This is a genomic window from Sediminicola luteus (genome assembly GCF_002514735.1).
Classification (GTDB): Bacteria; Bacteroidota; Bacteroidia; order Flavobacteriales; family Flavobacteriaceae; genus HQA918.
The window spans coordinates 446,736-461,988 of record NZ_KZ300477.1; the positions used below are offsets into that span (position 1 = coordinate 446,736).

General features: G+C 44.6%; 17 protein-coding genes. 9 read left to right on the plus strand and 8 right to left on the minus strand.

Translation table 11 applies throughout. The annotated features are described in order from the left end of the window. Positions 1 to 45: 45 nt before the first annotated feature. The 3 genes from B7P33_RS06555 to purN all read right to left on the minus strand — a co-directional run bounded on the left by B7P33_RS06555 (position 46) and on the right by purN (position 3,030). A complete protein-coding gene (locus B7P33_RS06555; protein ID WP_097441167.1) occupies positions 46 to 969 on the minus strand; it encodes a PfkB family carbohydrate kinase in 924 nt (307 codons plus the stop codon). Between the two features lie 851 nt (positions 970 to 1,820). Next, the gene (locus tag B7P33_RS06565; protein WP_097441169.1) at positions 1,821 to 2,459 is read right to left on the minus strand and encodes a ribonuclease H1 domain-containing protein; all 639 of its coding nucleotides are present in this window, start codon (positions 2,457 to 2,459) and stop codon (positions 1,821 to 1,823) included. Continuing rightward, entirely contained in the window at positions 2,452 to 3,030 is a 579-nt protein-coding gene (gene purN, locus B7P33_RS06570) for a phosphoribosylglycinamide formyltransferase (RefSeq protein WP_097441170.1), read from the minus strand. Before purN ends, B7P33_RS06565 begins: the two co-directional genes overlap by 8 nt. A 143-nt stretch (positions 3,031 to 3,173) precedes the next feature. On the opposite strand from purN, the gene B7P33_RS06575 reads away from it, so the two are divergent. From B7P33_RS06575 to B7P33_RS06600, 6 genes are all read left to right on the plus strand, one after another. Then, complete coding sequence (locus tag B7P33_RS06575) at positions 3,174 to 3,407, plus strand: acyl carrier protein (protein ID WP_009778413.1); 234 nt, start codon at positions 3,174 to 3,176, stop codon at positions 3,405 to 3,407. A 107-nt stretch (positions 3,408 to 3,514) separates the two neighbouring features. After that, positions 3,515 to 4,765, plus strand: a complete 1,251-nt coding sequence (gene fabF, locus B7P33_RS06580; protein WP_097441171.1) for a beta-ketoacyl-ACP synthase II — start codon at positions 3,515 to 3,517, stop codon at positions 4,763 to 4,765. 12 nt (positions 4,766 to 4,777) lie between these two features. Next, a complete protein-coding gene (gene rnc / locus B7P33_RS06585; protein WP_097441172.1) occupies positions 4,778 to 5,518 on the plus strand; it encodes a ribonuclease III in 741 nt (246 codons plus the stop codon). Between the two features lie 132 nt (positions 5,519 to 5,650). Next, the gene (locus B7P33_RS06590; RefSeq protein WP_097441173.1) at positions 5,651 to 6,115 is read left to right on the plus strand and encodes an IPExxxVDY family protein; all 465 of its coding nucleotides are present in this window, start codon (positions 5,651 to 5,653) and stop codon (positions 6,113 to 6,115) included. A 2-nt stretch (positions 6,116 to 6,117) separates the two neighbouring features. Then, positions 6,118 to 7,560: a pyruvate kinase gene (gene pyk / locus B7P33_RS06595; RefSeq protein WP_097441174.1), complete on the plus strand. Its 1,443-nt coding sequence runs from the start codon at positions 6,118 to 6,120 to the stop codon at positions 7,558 to 7,560. A gap of 218 nt (positions 7,561 to 7,778) precedes the next feature. Next, positions 7,779 to 8,189, plus strand: a complete 411-nt coding sequence (locus B7P33_RS06600) for a lipocalin-like domain-containing protein (RefSeq protein ID WP_172435873.1) — start codon at positions 7,779 to 7,781, stop codon at positions 8,187 to 8,189. 186 nt (positions 8,190 to 8,375) lie between these two features. Here the strand turns inward: B7P33_RS06600 and B7P33_RS06605 are convergent, their stop codons facing one another. Beyond that, a complete protein-coding gene (locus tag B7P33_RS06605) occupies positions 8,376 to 9,500 on the minus strand; it encodes a glycoside hydrolase family 10 protein (RefSeq protein ID WP_097441176.1) in 1,125 nt (374 codons plus the stop codon). 166 nt (positions 9,501 to 9,666) lie between these two features. Here B7P33_RS06605 and B7P33_RS06610 point away from each other — a divergent pair, with 166 nt between their 5' ends. Beyond that, positions 9,667 to 10,518: a helix-turn-helix domain-containing protein gene (locus B7P33_RS06610; protein ID WP_097441177.1), complete on the plus strand. Its 852-nt coding sequence runs from the start codon at positions 9,667 to 9,669 to the stop codon at positions 10,516 to 10,518. A gap of 68 nt (positions 10,519 to 10,586) precedes the next feature. Here the strand turns inward: B7P33_RS06610 and B7P33_RS06615 are convergent, their stop codons facing one another. The 4 genes from B7P33_RS06615 to B7P33_RS06635 all read right to left on the minus strand — a co-directional run bounded on the left by B7P33_RS06615 (position 10,587) and on the right by B7P33_RS06635 (position 13,146). Then, complete coding sequence (locus B7P33_RS06615; RefSeq protein WP_097441178.1) at positions 10,587 to 11,006, minus strand: 5-fold beta-flower protein; 420 nt, start codon at positions 11,004 to 11,006, stop codon at positions 10,587 to 10,589. A 204-nt stretch (positions 11,007 to 11,210) separates the two neighbouring features. Further along, positions 11,211 to 11,885, minus strand: coding sequence for a 16S rRNA (cytidine(1402)-2'-O)-methyltransferase (rsmI, locus tag B7P33_RS06625; RefSeq protein WP_097441180.1), 675 nt, complete (start codon positions 11,883 to 11,885; stop codon positions 11,211 to 11,213). 96 nt (positions 11,886 to 11,981) lie between these two features. Further along, positions 11,982 to 12,338 (minus strand): DoxX family protein, encoded by a 357-nt coding sequence (locus tag B7P33_RS06630; RefSeq protein ID WP_097441253.1) that lies wholly within the window; start codon positions 12,336 to 12,338, stop codon positions 11,982 to 11,984. A 118-nt stretch (positions 12,339 to 12,456) separates the two neighbouring features. After that, positions 12,457 to 13,146 carry a hypothetical protein gene (locus tag B7P33_RS06635; RefSeq protein WP_097441181.1) on the minus strand — a complete coding sequence of 230 codons (690 nt, stop codon included), beginning with the start codon at positions 13,144 to 13,146 and terminating at the stop codon, positions 12,457 to 12,459. A 266-nt stretch (positions 13,147 to 13,412) separates the two neighbouring features. Here B7P33_RS06635 and B7P33_RS06640 point away from each other — a divergent pair, with 266 nt between their 5' ends. Next, positions 13,413 to 14,051, plus strand: a complete 639-nt coding sequence (locus B7P33_RS06640) for a thymidine kinase (protein WP_097441182.1) — start codon at positions 13,413 to 13,415, stop codon at positions 14,049 to 14,051. Then, a complete protein-coding gene (gene alr, locus B7P33_RS06645; RefSeq protein WP_097441183.1) occupies positions 14,051 to 15,142 on the plus strand; it encodes an alanine racemase in 1,092 nt (363 codons plus the stop codon). Before B7P33_RS06640 ends, alr begins: the two co-directional genes overlap by 1 nt. Positions 15,143 to 15,253 lie beyond the last annotated feature (111 nt).

Consider the following 15,253-nt stretch of genomic DNA (forward strand, 5'->3'; position numbering starts at 1 on the left):
GCTAAACGGATATTAAAAAAGCCCTGCGTAACAGGGCATGGTATTTTATAGTTCTATATCGAATTGTGTCAACTCTTTAAATTGGTGAAGGCGCTGCGCGATCTCGTCCCGCTCTACCCCTTCCATACGCTCGGTACTAAAACGTTCTACGCAAAAGGAAGCCAAATTACTACCGTGAATAATGGCATTCTTCAGGTTTTCGAACCCAATATTGCCCGACTGTGCCAAATAGCCCGAAAAACCTCCGGCGAAGGTGTCGCCTGCCCCGGTGGGATCAAAGACCTCTTCCAACGGCAAGGCCGGTGCAAAGAATACATTCTTCTCCTTAAACAACAAAGCCCCATGTTCCCCTTTTTTGATCACCACATATTCGGGTCCCATTTCTTGGATCTTGGCGGCCGCCTTTACCAACGAATATTCACCGGTCAATTGGCGGGCTTCTTCGTCGTTAATGGTAAGCACATCTATTTTGGCAATGACCTCTTTTAATAGATCCCAGGTATGCTCCATCCAGAAATTCATGGTGTCGAGCACGATAAGTTTGGGCTTTTCGGTCATTTGAGCGATTACGTCCAATTGGATTTGCGGGTGCAGGTTACCCAACATAACGATATCGGCATCTTTAAAATTTTCGGGTACCACCGGTTTAAAATCGGCCAAAACGTTTAACTCGGTAGCAAGGGTATCTCGTACGTTAAGGTCGTTATGGTACTTCCCTTTCCAAAAGAAGGTTTTACCACCGGGCACGATTTCGAGGGCCGAGGTATCTATATTACGTTGGGTAAAAAGATCGAGGTATTCTTGCGGAAAATCTTCCCCAACCACCGATACAATAGCACTTTCTACATTATAGTTGGAAGCCGCCAACCCAATATAGGTTGCCGCACCACCCAATACCTTATCGGTTTGTCCGAAAGGGGTTTCGATGGCATCGAAGGCCACGGTTCCCACGATCAATAATTTGCCCATGCACTCAAATTTGCTGCAAATATAGGGTATTGTTGTTTGTAGATAAAAGAATAAAGACCGCTATACTTAAATATAAAAGACTAGGTTCTTTGTTAGTGTATTGCCGTACTTGTTTTATGGTGCACAATCATAGCTATGGGGTGCCAAAAAATGGTTTGCTGCTTGGGAGTGGCACTAGCGTGGGATAGGCAGCCGAGGTTTTTCTAGAATCGATTCGAAAAGTATAGATTGATTAGAGCACCACACGATACAATCGTGCGGCAGCGGGGGGTTGTTGTTCGGCGATTGTACTAAGGGAGGTTAGTGCTAGCTGGGGTCTGTCAAAATGACAAAATTGTCCAACTGGAACAGTATTGGCATCTGTCACAAAAAGAATTGTTTATGGAAACACTTGACAAAAAAATAGAGCGCAATTTTAGTCCACTCGAAGATTTAAAAAATGGTTATATCGAAGGTTTAGATAATGAACTTTACAGCGAAACATATACCTCATTTCATCTACGGTTTATCCAACAATTATCAATTTCGAGCGAAGCGATAATTTTCAGGAGCCCTCTATTCCATTAAATAATTCTATTTCATTTTTGATGCTCATTTGAGACCTCTCCTACCGTCGAGGTGACAAACGGTTCGAGACTAGTTCATTCTATACTACAGTGCTTGACCCAAGATTTTATTATTCCGTCAAAAATTCAACTGCCATCGCCCTCACCCCAACCCTCTCCATGAGGGAGAGGGAGCCGGCAGCCTCCTTACAACGCAGCAACGAATACACCAAATCCAATGGTGAAACTGTCTTTGTTCTTTTCTCTATAAGCGAAGCGGTCTTTATTCTAGAGCGAAGCGACGCACTACTTTCTTCCAAAATCGGCCGGGATCTCACCCCAGGCCTTGGTCTCCCATTTTACGATAGTAGTGGTATAGCTGGATTTTTGCAGCCATTGTTCGGCTCGGGCAACCAATTCGAATAGGGCGGCGTTTTTGGCAGTTTTGGCCAATTTGGTCTGGCATTTCTTTTTGCGGACCCAACCCATGGCGATCCGTGAATCGGTATAAATGATCCGGTCGCTCTTTTTCTCCTTTAAAAAGGCCAAACCATGTACCAACGCCAAAAACTCGCCAATATTATTGGTGCCCTGTGCAAAAGGTCCCATTTTAAAAAGTACCTGCTTGGTTTGGGTATCTACCCCTTGGTATTCCATAATCCCTGGGTTACCGCTAGAGGCGGCATCTACCGAAATGGAATAGAGGTTAGGCTCTCCAATACGGGCCAATTCTTCGGGACTTAAGGTTTTAGATTTACTTTTTGTAGTGCCCTTAAAATCTTCATAATTGCCATTATAGGCCTTTTTGGCCATTTCGAAGGTCTCGAACGATTTATATTGGGCACCCGCCACCCCAGATATCTGGGCCCTACAATCGGCCCATGACTCGAAGATTCCGGTGCGTTTGCCCTGCCAAACCACGTAAAACTTGCGTTTTTTAGCCATCTGCCAATACTTTTTCTACCACTTCTGGAAAATGGGCATATTCCAACTTATGAATTTTTTGGGCTATATTTTCGGCCGTATCCTGGGAATCTACGTTGACTTTCGCTTGGAAAATTATGGCGCCTTCATCATACTGTTCATTTACAAAATGTATGGTAATACCCGTCTCGGTTTCTCCAGCGGCCTTTACGGCTTCGTGTACATGCATGCCATACATACCCTTACCTCCATATTTAGGAAGCAGCGCCGGATGTACATTAATAATCCGGTTCGGGAAAGTTTGCACGAAACTCTCGGGAATCTTCCAAAGAAAACCCGCCAATACGATAAGGTCGGGATCCAAAGCCTGTAAAAAGTTAAGCACCCCCCCGACATCCGTAAAGGCCTTTCGGTTAAAACTGTAGGCCGGAAGCCCCAGTTTGGCACAGCGTTCAAAAACAAAAGCGGTCCTATTGTTACCAAAAACCCCTACGATCTCAACGCTTTCATTATCGGCAAAATAGTGTGCTATATTCTCTACATTACTACCCGAACCCGAGGCAAAAAGTACGATTCGTTTCTTTTTTCCCATATTTTAATATGCTGTATGGCCAACGAAATTACGCTACTTCGGCTTAATTGTGGTATTTCGGCCTACATTTTACCGACAAATAGGGTTATTAATCCAAAGTTTTTTATTTTTGCCCCGATAAATTTCTTAAAACCGTTAAAATTATGTCAGATATTGCATCAAGAGTAAAGGCCATTATCGTGGATAAACTAGGTGTTGACGAGAATGAAGTTGTGGCTGAGGCTAGCTTCACCAACGATCTTGGGGCTGATTCCTTGGATACTGTTGAGCTTATCATGGAATTCGAGAAAGAATTCGATATCCAGATCCCAGATGATCAAGCCGAGAACATTGCTACCGTTGGCCAAGCTATCAGCTATATCGAGGAAGCAAAATAAAATTAATGATATCTTATTTCAAGATTTAAAATTATCCATGTGGTAACCATGCCGCATGGATAATTTTTTTTAATTTCCCTTCTTATTAAAAACCTAAAGTTGGCGCGATGCAGTTAAAGCGAGTTGTGGTTACCGGTCTCGGGGCTCTTACCCCCATCGGAAACAATATTGCCGAGTATTGGGAAGGCCTAAAGAATGGCAAAAGCGGTTCGGCCCCCATTACCTATTACGATACCGAAAAATTCAAGACCAAGTTTGCTTGTGAGTTAAAGGATTACGATCCCAATGCCTATTTCAACCGAAAAGAGGCCCGTAAATTGGATCGTTTTGCCCAATATGCCCTAGTTTCTTCCGACGAGGCCATTGCCGATTCCAAATTGAATCTCGATGCCTTGGATAAATTCCGTGTCGGAGTTATATGGGGAGCTGGTATCGGAGGGCTCGAAACCTTCCAGAACGAAGTCTTGAACTACGCCCAAGGTGACGGAAGTCCGCGTTTTAACCCCTTCTTTATCCCTAAGATGATCGCCGATATCGCCCCTGGTAATATTTCGATCAAACACGGATTTATGGGTCCTAACTATACTACCGTTTCGGCCTGTGCCTCTTCGGCCAATGCCATGATCGATGCCATGAACACCATTCGTTTGGGACATTGCGATGTAGTGGTTACCGGAGGTAGTGAAGCAGCCGTTACCATTGCTGGTATGGGAGGTTTTAACGCCATGCACGCCTTATCTACCCGTAACGACGAGCCCGAAAGTGCCTCTAGGCCTTTTGACGCTACCCGCGACGGATTCGTATTGGGCGAAGGCGCCGGTGCTTTGATCCTTGAGGAATACGAGCACGCCAAGGCCCGTGGTGCCAAGATCTATGCCGAGGTTTTAGGGGGTGGTTTGTCTAGCGATGCCTACCATATGACCGCCCCGCATCCGGATGGGGTCGGTGTGATTCGAGTAATGGAAAACTGCCTGCGCGATGCCGGTATGGACCCCAAGGATGTAGACCATATCAATACCCATGGTACCTCTACCCCATTGGGCGATGTGGCCGAGTTAAAGGCCATTAGCCATGTGTTCGGGGATCATGCCAACAACATAAACATCAACTCTACCAAGTCCATGACCGGACACTTATTGGGAGCGGCCGGTGCCATTGAATCCATTGCCTCTATTTTGGCCATGGAGCACAGTTTGGTGCCCCCTACCATAAACCACACCACGGTAGACGAGAATATAGACCCACGTTTAAACCTTACCTTGAACAAGGCCCAAGAAAGGGAGATCAAGGTAGCGATGAGCAACACTTTCGGATTCGGCGGACACAATGCCTGTGTGTTGTTTAAAAAAATAGATTAAGTAGCAGATTTAATGCGCATACTTTCCAAAATATTCAAGCCCCAAACTCCCAAGGAGGATGGGGCTTTTTATGATGGAATGGTAGCCGTTTTGGGCTTCTCCCCAAGCAATCTGGCCATCTATAAAAAGGCTTTTCTACACCGCTCGGCCAACAAGAAAGATGTCGATGGCAACCCCATAAACTACGAACGCCTCGAGTTTTTGGGCGATTCCATGTTGGGCACCATTATCTCTAAATTCCTCTACAACGAAGTGCCCACCGGAAACGAGGGCTATTTAACCAAAATGCGTTCTAAGATCGTAAGCCGTAAACATTTGAACGAATTGGGCAAAGAGTTGGATCTAATCTCTTATGTAGAAAGCAAGATTCCCAAAAATCATTTTGGCGAGAACATTCATGGCAACGTATTCGAGGCCTTGGTCGGGGCCATTTACCTCGACAAGGGCTATCCGTATTGCGAGCGCTTTATCAACTATCGTGTTATTGAGCCCCATGTAGACATTGAACGGCTCGAAGGTAAGGTAATCAGCTATAAGAGTTTGGTTATCGAATGGTGCCAAAAACAGAAAAAGCAATTCCATTACCGTACTTATGAAGATTCGGGCAATGATGCCATTAAACATTTTGCGGTACAACTTTCCATTGGCAACAAATTAGTAGCCAAGGCCCGTGCTACTTCCAAGAAAAAGGCCGAGGAACGCGCCTCTAAAAGAGCCTATTTTGCCCTACAAGACAAAATGCAACGTTCTTGATTTACGGGAACGTTTCTTCAAGTAAAAAAAATCGTTACGCTAACGTTTTCGTAGGGTATCGCCCATGAAATAAGGGGTCGTGGCTAGGCAGTATTGCCGATTAATCCTATATTTACCACTTAGTCTAGTAGCATGGGAACCGTCCATAAACTATCCTTGGATTTTTATGAAGAAGCATGGGAGCCATTCGGACTATTGGCCTTGCACTGTAGTTTGGAAGACCATAGTTTGGCCTACCGGCTTAACGAGCATGCCGATATACGGCTCATGCGTACCGAGGTAGATTTGGATATGGGCACCGCATGTTTTTCGTGCTTCGAATATGAAGACCAAGCCTTGGGCCGTACCATTACCCTGATTACCAACAAATGCAGAAAAGAGGAAAAAGTTGTTGGTGCGGGGCTTTTTAGTGAAGGTATACGCAATGTAACCTATAACTTGGTTCCGGAACATCCAAGGGCCGACTATTTAATTAAAATGCAACAAGAACCCGACGAGTCGGGCTTTTTAGAAAAAATACGTGAAATCCCCCAAGTGGTTACGGCCTATGCCATTGACCCAGAGGGACTCAAATCAAAGAACAATCTAATTTTTTAGGAATGCCAGATAAGAAAAGAACCAAAATAGTATCGACCCTAGGGCCAGCCACCAGTAAAAAGGAAGTGCTTAGGGATATGATCAATGCCGGGGTAGATGTATTTAGGATCAACTTCTCACACGCCAGTTACGACGATGTTACCGAACGTATCCAAATGATTCGCGAACTGAATGAAGAAATGGATGCCACTGTAGGTATTCTGGCCGATCTTCAAGGACCAAAACTTAGGGTTGGTGTCATGTCTGGCGAGGTAGTTGTTGCCCCTGGCGATGAAATTACTTTTCAGACCGGGGAACCTTTCGAAGGCAATACCGAAAAGGTGTACATGAACTATGAAGCCTTTCCGCGCGACGTAAAGCCTGGAGAGCGCATACTTTTAGATGATGGTAAACTCATCTTCGAAGTGGCCGAAACCAATGGTAAAGATGCGGTAAAGGCCAAAGTGATCCAAGGCGGGCCCTTACGTTCTAAAAAAGGGGTGAACCTTCCGAATACCGATATCTCGCTTCCGGCCCTAACCGAAAAAGATATTAAGGATGCCATATTTGCCATTGGACAAGATGTAGATTGGATCGCCCTATCTTTCGTACGCTTTAGCCAAGATTTGATCGACCTTCAAGAACTGATCAAAAAGCACTCCGACCACAAGATTCCAATAATTGCCAAAATCGAAAAACCCGAGGCGGTCGAAAATATCGATACCATTGTAAACTATGCCGATGGTTTAATGGTAGCCCGTGGTGATCTAGGGGTGGAAATTCCAGCCCAAGAGGTTCCCTTGATTCAAAAACACCTGGTATTAAAGGCAAAACAGGCCCGTATTCCGGTTATTATCGCCACCCAGATGATGGAGACCATGATTACCAGCCTTACGCCTACCCGGGCCGAGGTAAACGATGTGGCCAACTCGGTTATGGATGGTGCCGATGCCGTAATGCTATCTGGTGAGACATCTGTAGGTAACTACCCTGTGCAGGTAATCGAAAAAATGTCGAGTATCTTAGAAAGTGTTGAACACTCCGAGCTTATTAAAGTGCCGCAGAATCCGCCACATATCAAGACCAAGCGATACATTACCAAATCGGTCTGTTATCACGCTGCCTTAATGGCCAACGAAATCGATGCCAAGGCCATTTCTACCTTGACCAATAGTGGCTATACCGCCTTTCAGATTTCCGCTTGGCGACCCAAGTCGCATATTTTGGTCTTTACCCACAATAAACGCATACTTACCCAACTGAATCTGTTATGGGGGGTAAAAGCCTTCTATTATGATAAATATGTGTCTACAGACGAAACTATAGAAGATGTAAACGCCATTGCCTGTAAAAAAGGTTTCTTGGAGGTTGGCGATATGCTGGTGAGTTTGGCCGCCATGCCCATCAAGGAAAAAGGAATGGTAAACACCTTAAGGGTAACCGAAATAGAGAGCTGCCCCATATAACGATTAGTGTTTGTTTACAACCTAACAACAATCCCTACAGCCATACTTTAACTGTAGGGATTTTTCTTTTTTGGTTACATATCACCAGTATATTGTTACAAATGAACAGTATACGACCTTTTCCCCAGTATACATTTACACACTTCTTATTGTTGTTCCCCCGCAGAACAATAGGTTTAGTTCCCCGTAGCAATGCGAAAACACTAAATCTATATATTATGAAAACGGTTAAGACACTAATTTCACTATGTATCGCCGCCGGCCTATGCTATTCGTGCAGCAGTGACGACGACGGCGGCGGGGAAACCTTATCTACACAAGAATTATTGACCATGGGCACCTGGTATCAAGAGTCCAGAACACCGGGAAGTTATTCTGCCTGTGAGAAAAAAAGTGCCGTAAGTTTTACTCCCAACGGTACGGCTACTTTAGCTTTTCATGAAGATAACAATGGTAGTTGCGAAGCCCAACCTACAATTTCGGCCAATTATACCATAACCGGCGATGACTTGACAATAACAGCCGCAGGACAGACCCTAAAGGTAACCCTTAAAAGTGTTACCAAAGAACTATTGACCCTTTTAGATGAAAACGGGGCTACCCTGATTTTTGACAAAACATCCGGTTAAAATTAGAATAATATCTATTGGTAACCTTAACGATTCCCCGGCTTTAAGGGCGGTGGAAGGTACACAACTACTTCTCCACCGCATCTTGGGCCGGTCATAGAAAAAGGCCCCTGAGGTGGAGGCCCTTAACTTCAACTACTAACTTAAACAACAATCATTAGCCCGTTACAGGCCTATATTTTACACTTACTGGTTAAAGATCATATTGTATTTTTTGATCAAAGCGAGGTGTTTGTCATCCAAGGATCCGGCCGTAAAGAACGAAATACCCTTGGCCCCATTCTTTTGTGATTGAATGATCGCTTCTTCAAAATCGTCATAATTATCGCCATAGTGTCCGTTTAAGATTCCGGTAATCAAATCTTGTCCTTCATCTAGATCACGAACCCCTTCTTTGGTGGCAAAACCTACCCAACCCACATTACCTTGATGGTCTTTTTTGTAAGCCATAGGGAAAAAGGTATCTACTTTCCAATGGCCCCAATCTTGGCGCACATATTCCCTTGCCAGTTGCGGAAAAGGGAAAACGGCAGCCGATGTAGGCACACCATACTCATGGGCGATATCTACACATTCGTCTACCAAAGACGAAATGGCGTTCATTCGAAATTGCTGCCAAGCCGGGTTTTCGGCCCTATCATCAAGATCCATAGGATCTACACCGAACAATTCCTTATATTGTTTACGGGCATTGGGGTGATACCCAAAATCGTATTCAGGCATTAAATGGTCTTGTACCAAAGGCCCGCCTTTATGCTTGTATTTCTTTTGAAGGTCGGCTCCAAGGATTATGTCCACAAAACGGATATAATCAAAATGCACCGAGGCAATACCCGGAATCTGGGCTTTCTCCTTCACCCTTCTTTTAATAAAGTCACGGGCCCCTTCGGAGAAAGGACTCAAAAATTTATAATAACTTACATAAGGGTTATAGTCTTTACAGTTCTGACCCAGGGCATTTACCGAAAACCACTCCGGGTGTTCTTGGGCTTCTTTAAGTCCACCAATATTCATCATCCAATGCCACGCATGCACACGAATACCATACTCCTTGGCCAAGGGCACCAATTCTTTTAGTCGTTCTACACTGGCATGGGGTAACAAGTCGGTAATTCCGGCATCGGCCAATCGCTTAAGACGCTTACGCTGTTCGGCCTCACTGGCTTTGGTTTTGTTAGGACCCTGGTTCACATCGCCCCAAGCGGTAAAATAAAATTTCTTTTCAGAGAAGCCGTTGTCTACTTGCTGCCCTAACAACATACCGTTGGACATTAGCAAGGCAAGTACAATCAACTTGGAAAACAGTTTCATGGAAATATTCGTTTAGCAATACCACCGTAAAGTAGTCCAACCCCCTTGGTTTCCGAATTTTTTTATACGGATGGGGGCTAACGGACTTTAAACGGAGTAATTATCGCCCATTATGGCCAGGATATTTAAAAAGTAAGGCCTTTAAAAGATTACTGACTAAACCCTCATGCGATACGAATACCACAACCCCAAATTAGGTTCCATACTAGGTTTTACCGACGATATTAGACAAGAACAACCCCACTTTTCAACTTTGGAAGGCACCATCTATATTTTATGGAACCGCAATACGGAAAGCACTTGCCTACAAATCGATGGGGAGCAAATTCCTTTAGGGCCCAACCAATTGATGACCACCACCTATCTACACCAATTATCTTTTGATGAGGCCCACCTACCGATTACCGCTTTTTTGTTCAACCGGGAGTTCTATTGTATCGCCGACCATGATGCCGAAGTATCGTGTAATGGCATTTTGTTTTTTGGCACCCAAGATCTACCGGTCATGACCATTCCACCGGAACAGTGTCGCAAATTCGAAACCTTGCACGAGGTCTTTTTAGACGAATTCAGTACCTCGGATAATATTCAAGGCGATATGCTGCAGATGTTACTCAAGCGATTGATTATTGTGTGTACCCGTTTGGCCAAAGACCAATTGATCGTACAAAAACTCGATAACGACCAAATCGATATTATTCGAAAGTTCAACTTTTTGGTCGATATGCATTTCCGCGAAAAAAGAAAGGTCTCGGACTATGCCGATATGCTGTTCAAATCGCCCAAAACCCTCTCGAACCTTTTTTCGATCTACAATCAAAAATCGCCACAACAGATCATACAAGATAGATTGGCCCTAGAAGCCAAACGCCTTATGCTGTATACCGACAAGCAAACCCAGGAAATCGCCTATGAATTGGGCTTTAACGACCCGGCCCACTTCAGTAGGTTTTTTAAGCGTATGACCGGTAAATCGGCCAGTGCCTTTCGCGAAGCACCGTTTGGAAAAGCGTCGTGACCAGTTGTTGTTAACAAATATTTGTTACGGTTCTAAAGAGCCAGTATAAATTTTGGCAAGAACTCGACTTAGTCACTTTCGTCCATTTTGAAAAAGAAAAAAAGTACGGCAGCCCAGCTTGTTTTTACCCCTTTGGCGTATCCGATAGTAGCATAACTGCTATTCTGTACGGTTCCATCTGTCTTTATATATCCCAAGGTGTTATAGCTGCTATCTTGAACCCTTCCGCTATCGTTTACATAACCTTGGGTATTATAACTACTATTTAGAATTCGACCATCATCTTTAATATAACCAATGGTGGTATAACTGGCATTTTGGATGCGGCCATCACCTTTAATATAGCCTACCGTTTTATAGCTACTGTTTTGAATGATCCCATTGGCTTTGATATACGCCCTAGTACCATAACTACTTGATTGTATGGTTTGCCCACTTAGTTGTGGAAATTGCAACAACAACGCCCATACCAGAAACCATTTTTGCATATTGATCTAATTTCTAATGGCAAGTACGAAGCAAAGATTGTTCCAATCTACAGGATATCTAAATGGACTTTATCGACCATTTTCGGTGTTTTTTCTACAAAGTTCCTTGTTCTATGGTATAGTACATCAATTCCACCGCGTAGCCCTAGGTATTACAGAGACCGTAATTCTAGATAACACCGATATACATAATAAATGAACACGCTACTTCGGCTTCCCCCCGACAACGACCACCAATTCCCCTTTGGGCGGTGTTTGTGTAAAATGCTCCAAAACAGAGGCTACGGTCCCCCGAATGGTTTCTTCATGCAATTTTGAGAGCTCCCGGCTTACCGATATGGGCCGGTCTTCACCAAAAAAGGTGATAAACTGACCTAAGGTCTTTAGCAATTTATGGGGGGATTCATAAAAGACTAGGGTACGGGTTTCTTCGGCCAGCAGTTGTAAACGGGTCTGCCTTCCCTTTTTAACTGGTAAAAATCCTTCAAAAACAAATTTATCGCAGGGCAAGCCACTATTCACCAAGGCCGGCACAAAAGCGGTGGGCCCAGGCAGGCAATCTACCTCTAGACCTTCGGCCACACAGGCCCGCACCAACAAAAATCCGGGATCGGATATGGCCGGGGTACCCGCATCGGAAATCAAGGCCAGTACTTCCCCGTTTTGTATACGTCTCACCAAGGTGTCCACGGTTTTATGCTCGTTGTGCATATGGTGCGATTGCATGGGTGTATCAATGCCATAATGCCCCAAAAGTTTACCACTGGTACGGGTATCTTCGGCCAGGATCAAATCGGCCTCCTTTAAGACGGTAACCGCCCTGTATCCCATATCGGCCAAATTACCGATCGGGGTGGGCACTACGAACAGTTTTCCCATGAATTACAAATTGAAAGCGCAAAAATAAACATTAGGAAATGGAAAGGCCCCAATGCTTCAAGCCTTTCGAAAATCTAGGAACCCCAACGAATAAACTTATGGCCGCACCTTTTTCCCTAGGAAATAGGAAACCAGCAGTAGAATAGTTGCGACAATAGCCCCGCCACCTTCACCGTCACCGATCATATAATGGGCAAAAAAGGCCAAGACAAAATCGAAGAATAGACCGGCATAGGCCCATTCCTTTACAAGTTTCCATTGGTTGTATAAGATAACGCCAACAGCCAACAATTTGGCCACGGCCAACGGATAAATAACATAGGTAGGATATCCCGTAGCTTCAAAGACCTGGGCCACTTCTTCGTAATTAAAGAAATACATGCCCACGGACAATAACATCATGGCACAGAGCAAGCCTGTCGCCACCCAATAAGCGATTTTCTGAAAATTCATGTGTTTACATTTAGGCACCCACGTATAACCGCCACGAAACACGATGGGCATTGGTTTATATTTGGGCCTAATTGGCCTTTAGGGTATTGGTTCTAAACTGTGGGTCTCGTAAAAAGGGCTACGAGAACTTGCGATTGATCAATGACAACAGCCTACTCTCGTATTCTTCCTTGCCCTGCCATTGGTTATAGTCGGGTTTTACCATATTGTCCAAAAAGGCAATGGAACGTTCTTCGCTATCAATCGTATTCAATTGCGATATTACCCGGTTAAAATCTTCGGTACTACCATTGAACAGATGTTTTACAAAGGCCAAGCGGTCGTTAAGGTCCACTTTCAATTCTTTGGTCAAACGGTCGTTCAAGCTTTTCGGCCCTGGGTTCTCCAAAGTTTCCGGTGCGGGATTCTTAGGTAATTGGGGCTCAAAAAGCTCTTTATCGTTCTTCATAAAGTTGGGCTCTGCCGCGAACTCCGACAACATATCATCCACCTTTGGCATTTCAGACACAAAGCCCTTAATGGTATCCATACCCGGGGTAATAATATCCTCGTCATGCGGATTATTTTCCGGTACGGCAGTATTACCACTTAACACGGCATTGGCCAAAAGTTCAAACTTAGAGGCCACCGCATTTTTGGAGACATCGATCTCTATGTCTCCCAGTTTTTCCTCAATAAACTTTAAAACGGCCAATTTTTCGTAAAGATCTTTGGCACGGGTATATAAAAGGGGAATATCCGCTTCATCCCTAGAGGTAATGATATCCGTACACAATCGGATCATCTCATCCTGTAACTTTCCCTTCATGATTAACTACTTCTACTTCTTGCCCCTACCAGCTGTCTTTATAACTTAATCGACTAGGCTGGCCAAGGGCCATCTTTTTTTAATACATTTACTCGATAATTGCGCGAAGATCGAAATGGGCCGTTCATTGGTTTCTACCCCAATATCGGGGCAGCTTGAACAACAATTTATTTCGAATCATGTTCCCCTAAGCTTGGCTGCTTTGGGAGCGCCTCGCCTGAACTAAGGCAAGGTTTCAAACGCGATCAACCGTCTAAAATTACAAAATGTTTCTTGAAAATACCGTAAACCATAAAGAACAGTTCGGCTGGATCGAAGTAATCTGTGGCTCCATGTTTTCGGGTAAAACCGAAGAATTGATCCGAAGATTGAAACGGGCCAACTTTGCCAAACAAAAGGTAGAGATATTCAAACCCATGGTCGATACCCGTTACGACGATGCCAAGGTGGTGTCTCACGATGCCAATGAGATTCGGTCTACCCCAGTACCCAACGCCCTTAGAATTCTAGAGCTCGCAAAAGACTGTGAGGTAGTGGGCATAGACGAGGCCCAATTTTTTGACCAAGCCATTGTGGGGGTATGTAACGATTTGGCCAATATGGGCATTCGGGTGGTCGTTGCTGGTCTCGATATGGATTTTAAAGGCAATCCGTTCGGTCCCATGCCCAATTTAATGGCCACGGCAGAATATGTGACCAAGGTACATGCCATTTGCACCCATACGGGAAATCTGGCGCAATTTAGTCACCGAAAATCCAACGACGACAGTTTGGTCTTGTTGGGTGAGACCGAAGAATACGAACCCTTGAGTAGGGCGGCCTATTACAAGGCCAACCTGATCCAAAAAGTTAACCAAATGGAGGTGGATTCGCCCGAACGACTTTCGGACCAAAAAGAAGGCTAGTGGAAACCGTTCTTGAGATACATCTTAAACATCTAGACCATAATTTTAAATACCTAAAAAGTAAAATCGGGGAAAACACCCGTTTTTTAGGGGTGGTAAAGGCCTTTGCCTATGGTAGCGAAAGCGTGGCCATTGCCCAACGGTTAGCACAACTGGGTGCCGATTATTTGGCCGTGGCCTATACAGCTGAAGGGGTGGCGCTTCGAAAGGCCGGGATACAATTACCCATTTTGGTATTGCACCCACTGCCGTCCCATTTTGGGGAATTGATAGACCATGGTTTGGAACCCGCCCTCTATTCGCCCCGTATTTTGGAGGCTTTTAAGAAGGAGGTCGGCCCAAGGGAAACACACTATCCGGTTCATATTAAATTCAATACCGGGCTAAACCGTTTGGGATTTTGGGAAAATGATGTGGCATGGATCGCCAAAAATTTAGGACTAGGTTCCCCTTTGGAGATAAAATCGATTTTTTCCCATTTAGCAGCTACGGAAGACCCTAATGAAGTTGAATTTACCAGACGACAAATCGCCCAATTCCAAAAAATATCTGAGGATTTTAACCAAACCTTGGGTATACGGCCCATGCGGCATTTGGTAAATACTTCCGGTATTTTGAACTATCCGGAAGCCCATTTCGATATGGTACGTTCGGGCATAGGTTTGTACGGTTTTGGTAACGACCCCCAATTCGACCATCATTTGCGGCCCATTGCCCAACTAAAAAGCTGCATTTCACAAATACATCGCATAGAACCCGGCGAAAGTGTGGGTTACAACCGTGCCTACAAGGCCCCGCATTACCAAACTATAGCCACCCTCCCCTTAGGCCATGCCGATGGTATAGGAAGACAATACGGTAACGGCAAAGGCTATGTGACCATTCAAGGTAAAAAGGCCCCGATCATTGGCAATGTCTGTATGGATATGATCATGGTAGATATAAGTGGATTAGAATGCCAAGAAGGGGACGAGGTTTTGGTTTTCGGTCCCGAATCTCGAGCGGACAGATTGGCCGAGACCACCCAAAGTATCTCGTATGAACTCATAACCGGAATTTCGCAACGGATAACCAGGAAAATAATTCCCTAACACCCTTAATAGCGAATCACCTTCAAGGCATTTATTGGACATTACTAATGAAGGTCATTCTTCAAATTTCGTATTTTGCAGTTACGAACTAACGCTGATAGACCCAATTAC

What these genes read in the sequence shown, in the direction of transcription:
- B7P33_RS06555 (WP_097441167.1), bottom strand. Translation starts at nt 969, where the DNA reads ATGGGCAAATTATTGATCGTGGGAACCGTGGCCTTCGATGCCATCGAA.
- B7P33_RS06565 (WP_097441169.1), bottom strand. Translation starts at nt 2,459, where the DNA reads ATGGCTAAAAAACGCAAGTTTTACGTGGTTTGGCAGGGCAAACGCACC.
- purN (WP_097441170.1), bottom strand. Translation starts at nt 3,030, where the DNA reads ATGGGAAAAAAGAAACGAATCGTACTTTTTGCCTCGGGTTCGGGTAGT.
- B7P33_RS06575 (WP_009778413.1), top strand. Translation starts at nt 3,174, where the DNA reads ATGTCAGATATTGCATCAAGAGTAAAGGCCATTATCGTGGATAAACTA.
- fabF (WP_097441171.1), top strand. Translation starts at nt 3,515, where the DNA reads ATGCAGTTAAAGCGAGTTGTGGTTACCGGTCTCGGGGCTCTTACCCCC.
- rnc (WP_097441172.1), top strand. Translation starts at nt 4,778, where the DNA reads ATGCGCATACTTTCCAAAATATTCAAGCCCCAAACTCCCAAGGAGGAT.
- B7P33_RS06590 (WP_097441173.1), top strand. Translation starts at nt 5,651, where the DNA reads ATGGGAACCGTCCATAAACTATCCTTGGATTTTTATGAAGAAGCATGG.
- pyk (WP_097441174.1), top strand. Translation starts at nt 6,118, where the DNA reads ATGCCAGATAAGAAAAGAACCAAAATAGTATCGACCCTAGGGCCAGCC.
- B7P33_RS06600 (WP_172435873.1), top strand. Translation starts at nt 7,779, where the DNA reads ATGAAAACGGTTAAGACACTAATTTCACTATGTATCGCCGCCGGCCTA.
- B7P33_RS06605 (WP_097441176.1), bottom strand. Translation starts at nt 9,500, where the DNA reads ATGAAACTGTTTTCCAAGTTGATTGTACTTGCCTTGCTAATGTCCAAC.
- B7P33_RS06610 (WP_097441177.1), top strand. Translation starts at nt 9,667, where the DNA reads ATGCGATACGAATACCACAACCCCAAATTAGGTTCCATACTAGGTTTT.
- B7P33_RS06615 (WP_097441178.1), bottom strand. Translation starts at nt 11,006, where the DNA reads ATGCAAAAATGGTTTCTGGTATGGGCGTTGTTGTTGCAATTTCCACAA.
- rsmI (WP_097441180.1), bottom strand. Translation starts at nt 11,885, where the DNA reads ATGGGAAAACTGTTCGTAGTGCCCACCCCGATCGGTAATTTGGCCGAT.
- B7P33_RS06630 (WP_097441253.1), bottom strand. Translation starts at nt 12,338, where the DNA reads ATGAATTTTCAGAAAATCGCTTATTGGGTGGCGACAGGCTTGCTCTGT.
- B7P33_RS06635 (WP_097441181.1), bottom strand. Translation starts at nt 13,146, where the DNA reads ATGAAGGGAAAGTTACAGGATGAGATGATCCGATTGTGTACGGATATC.
- B7P33_RS06640 (WP_097441182.1), top strand. Translation starts at nt 13,413, where the DNA reads ATGTTTCTTGAAAATACCGTAAACCATAAAGAACAGTTCGGCTGGATC.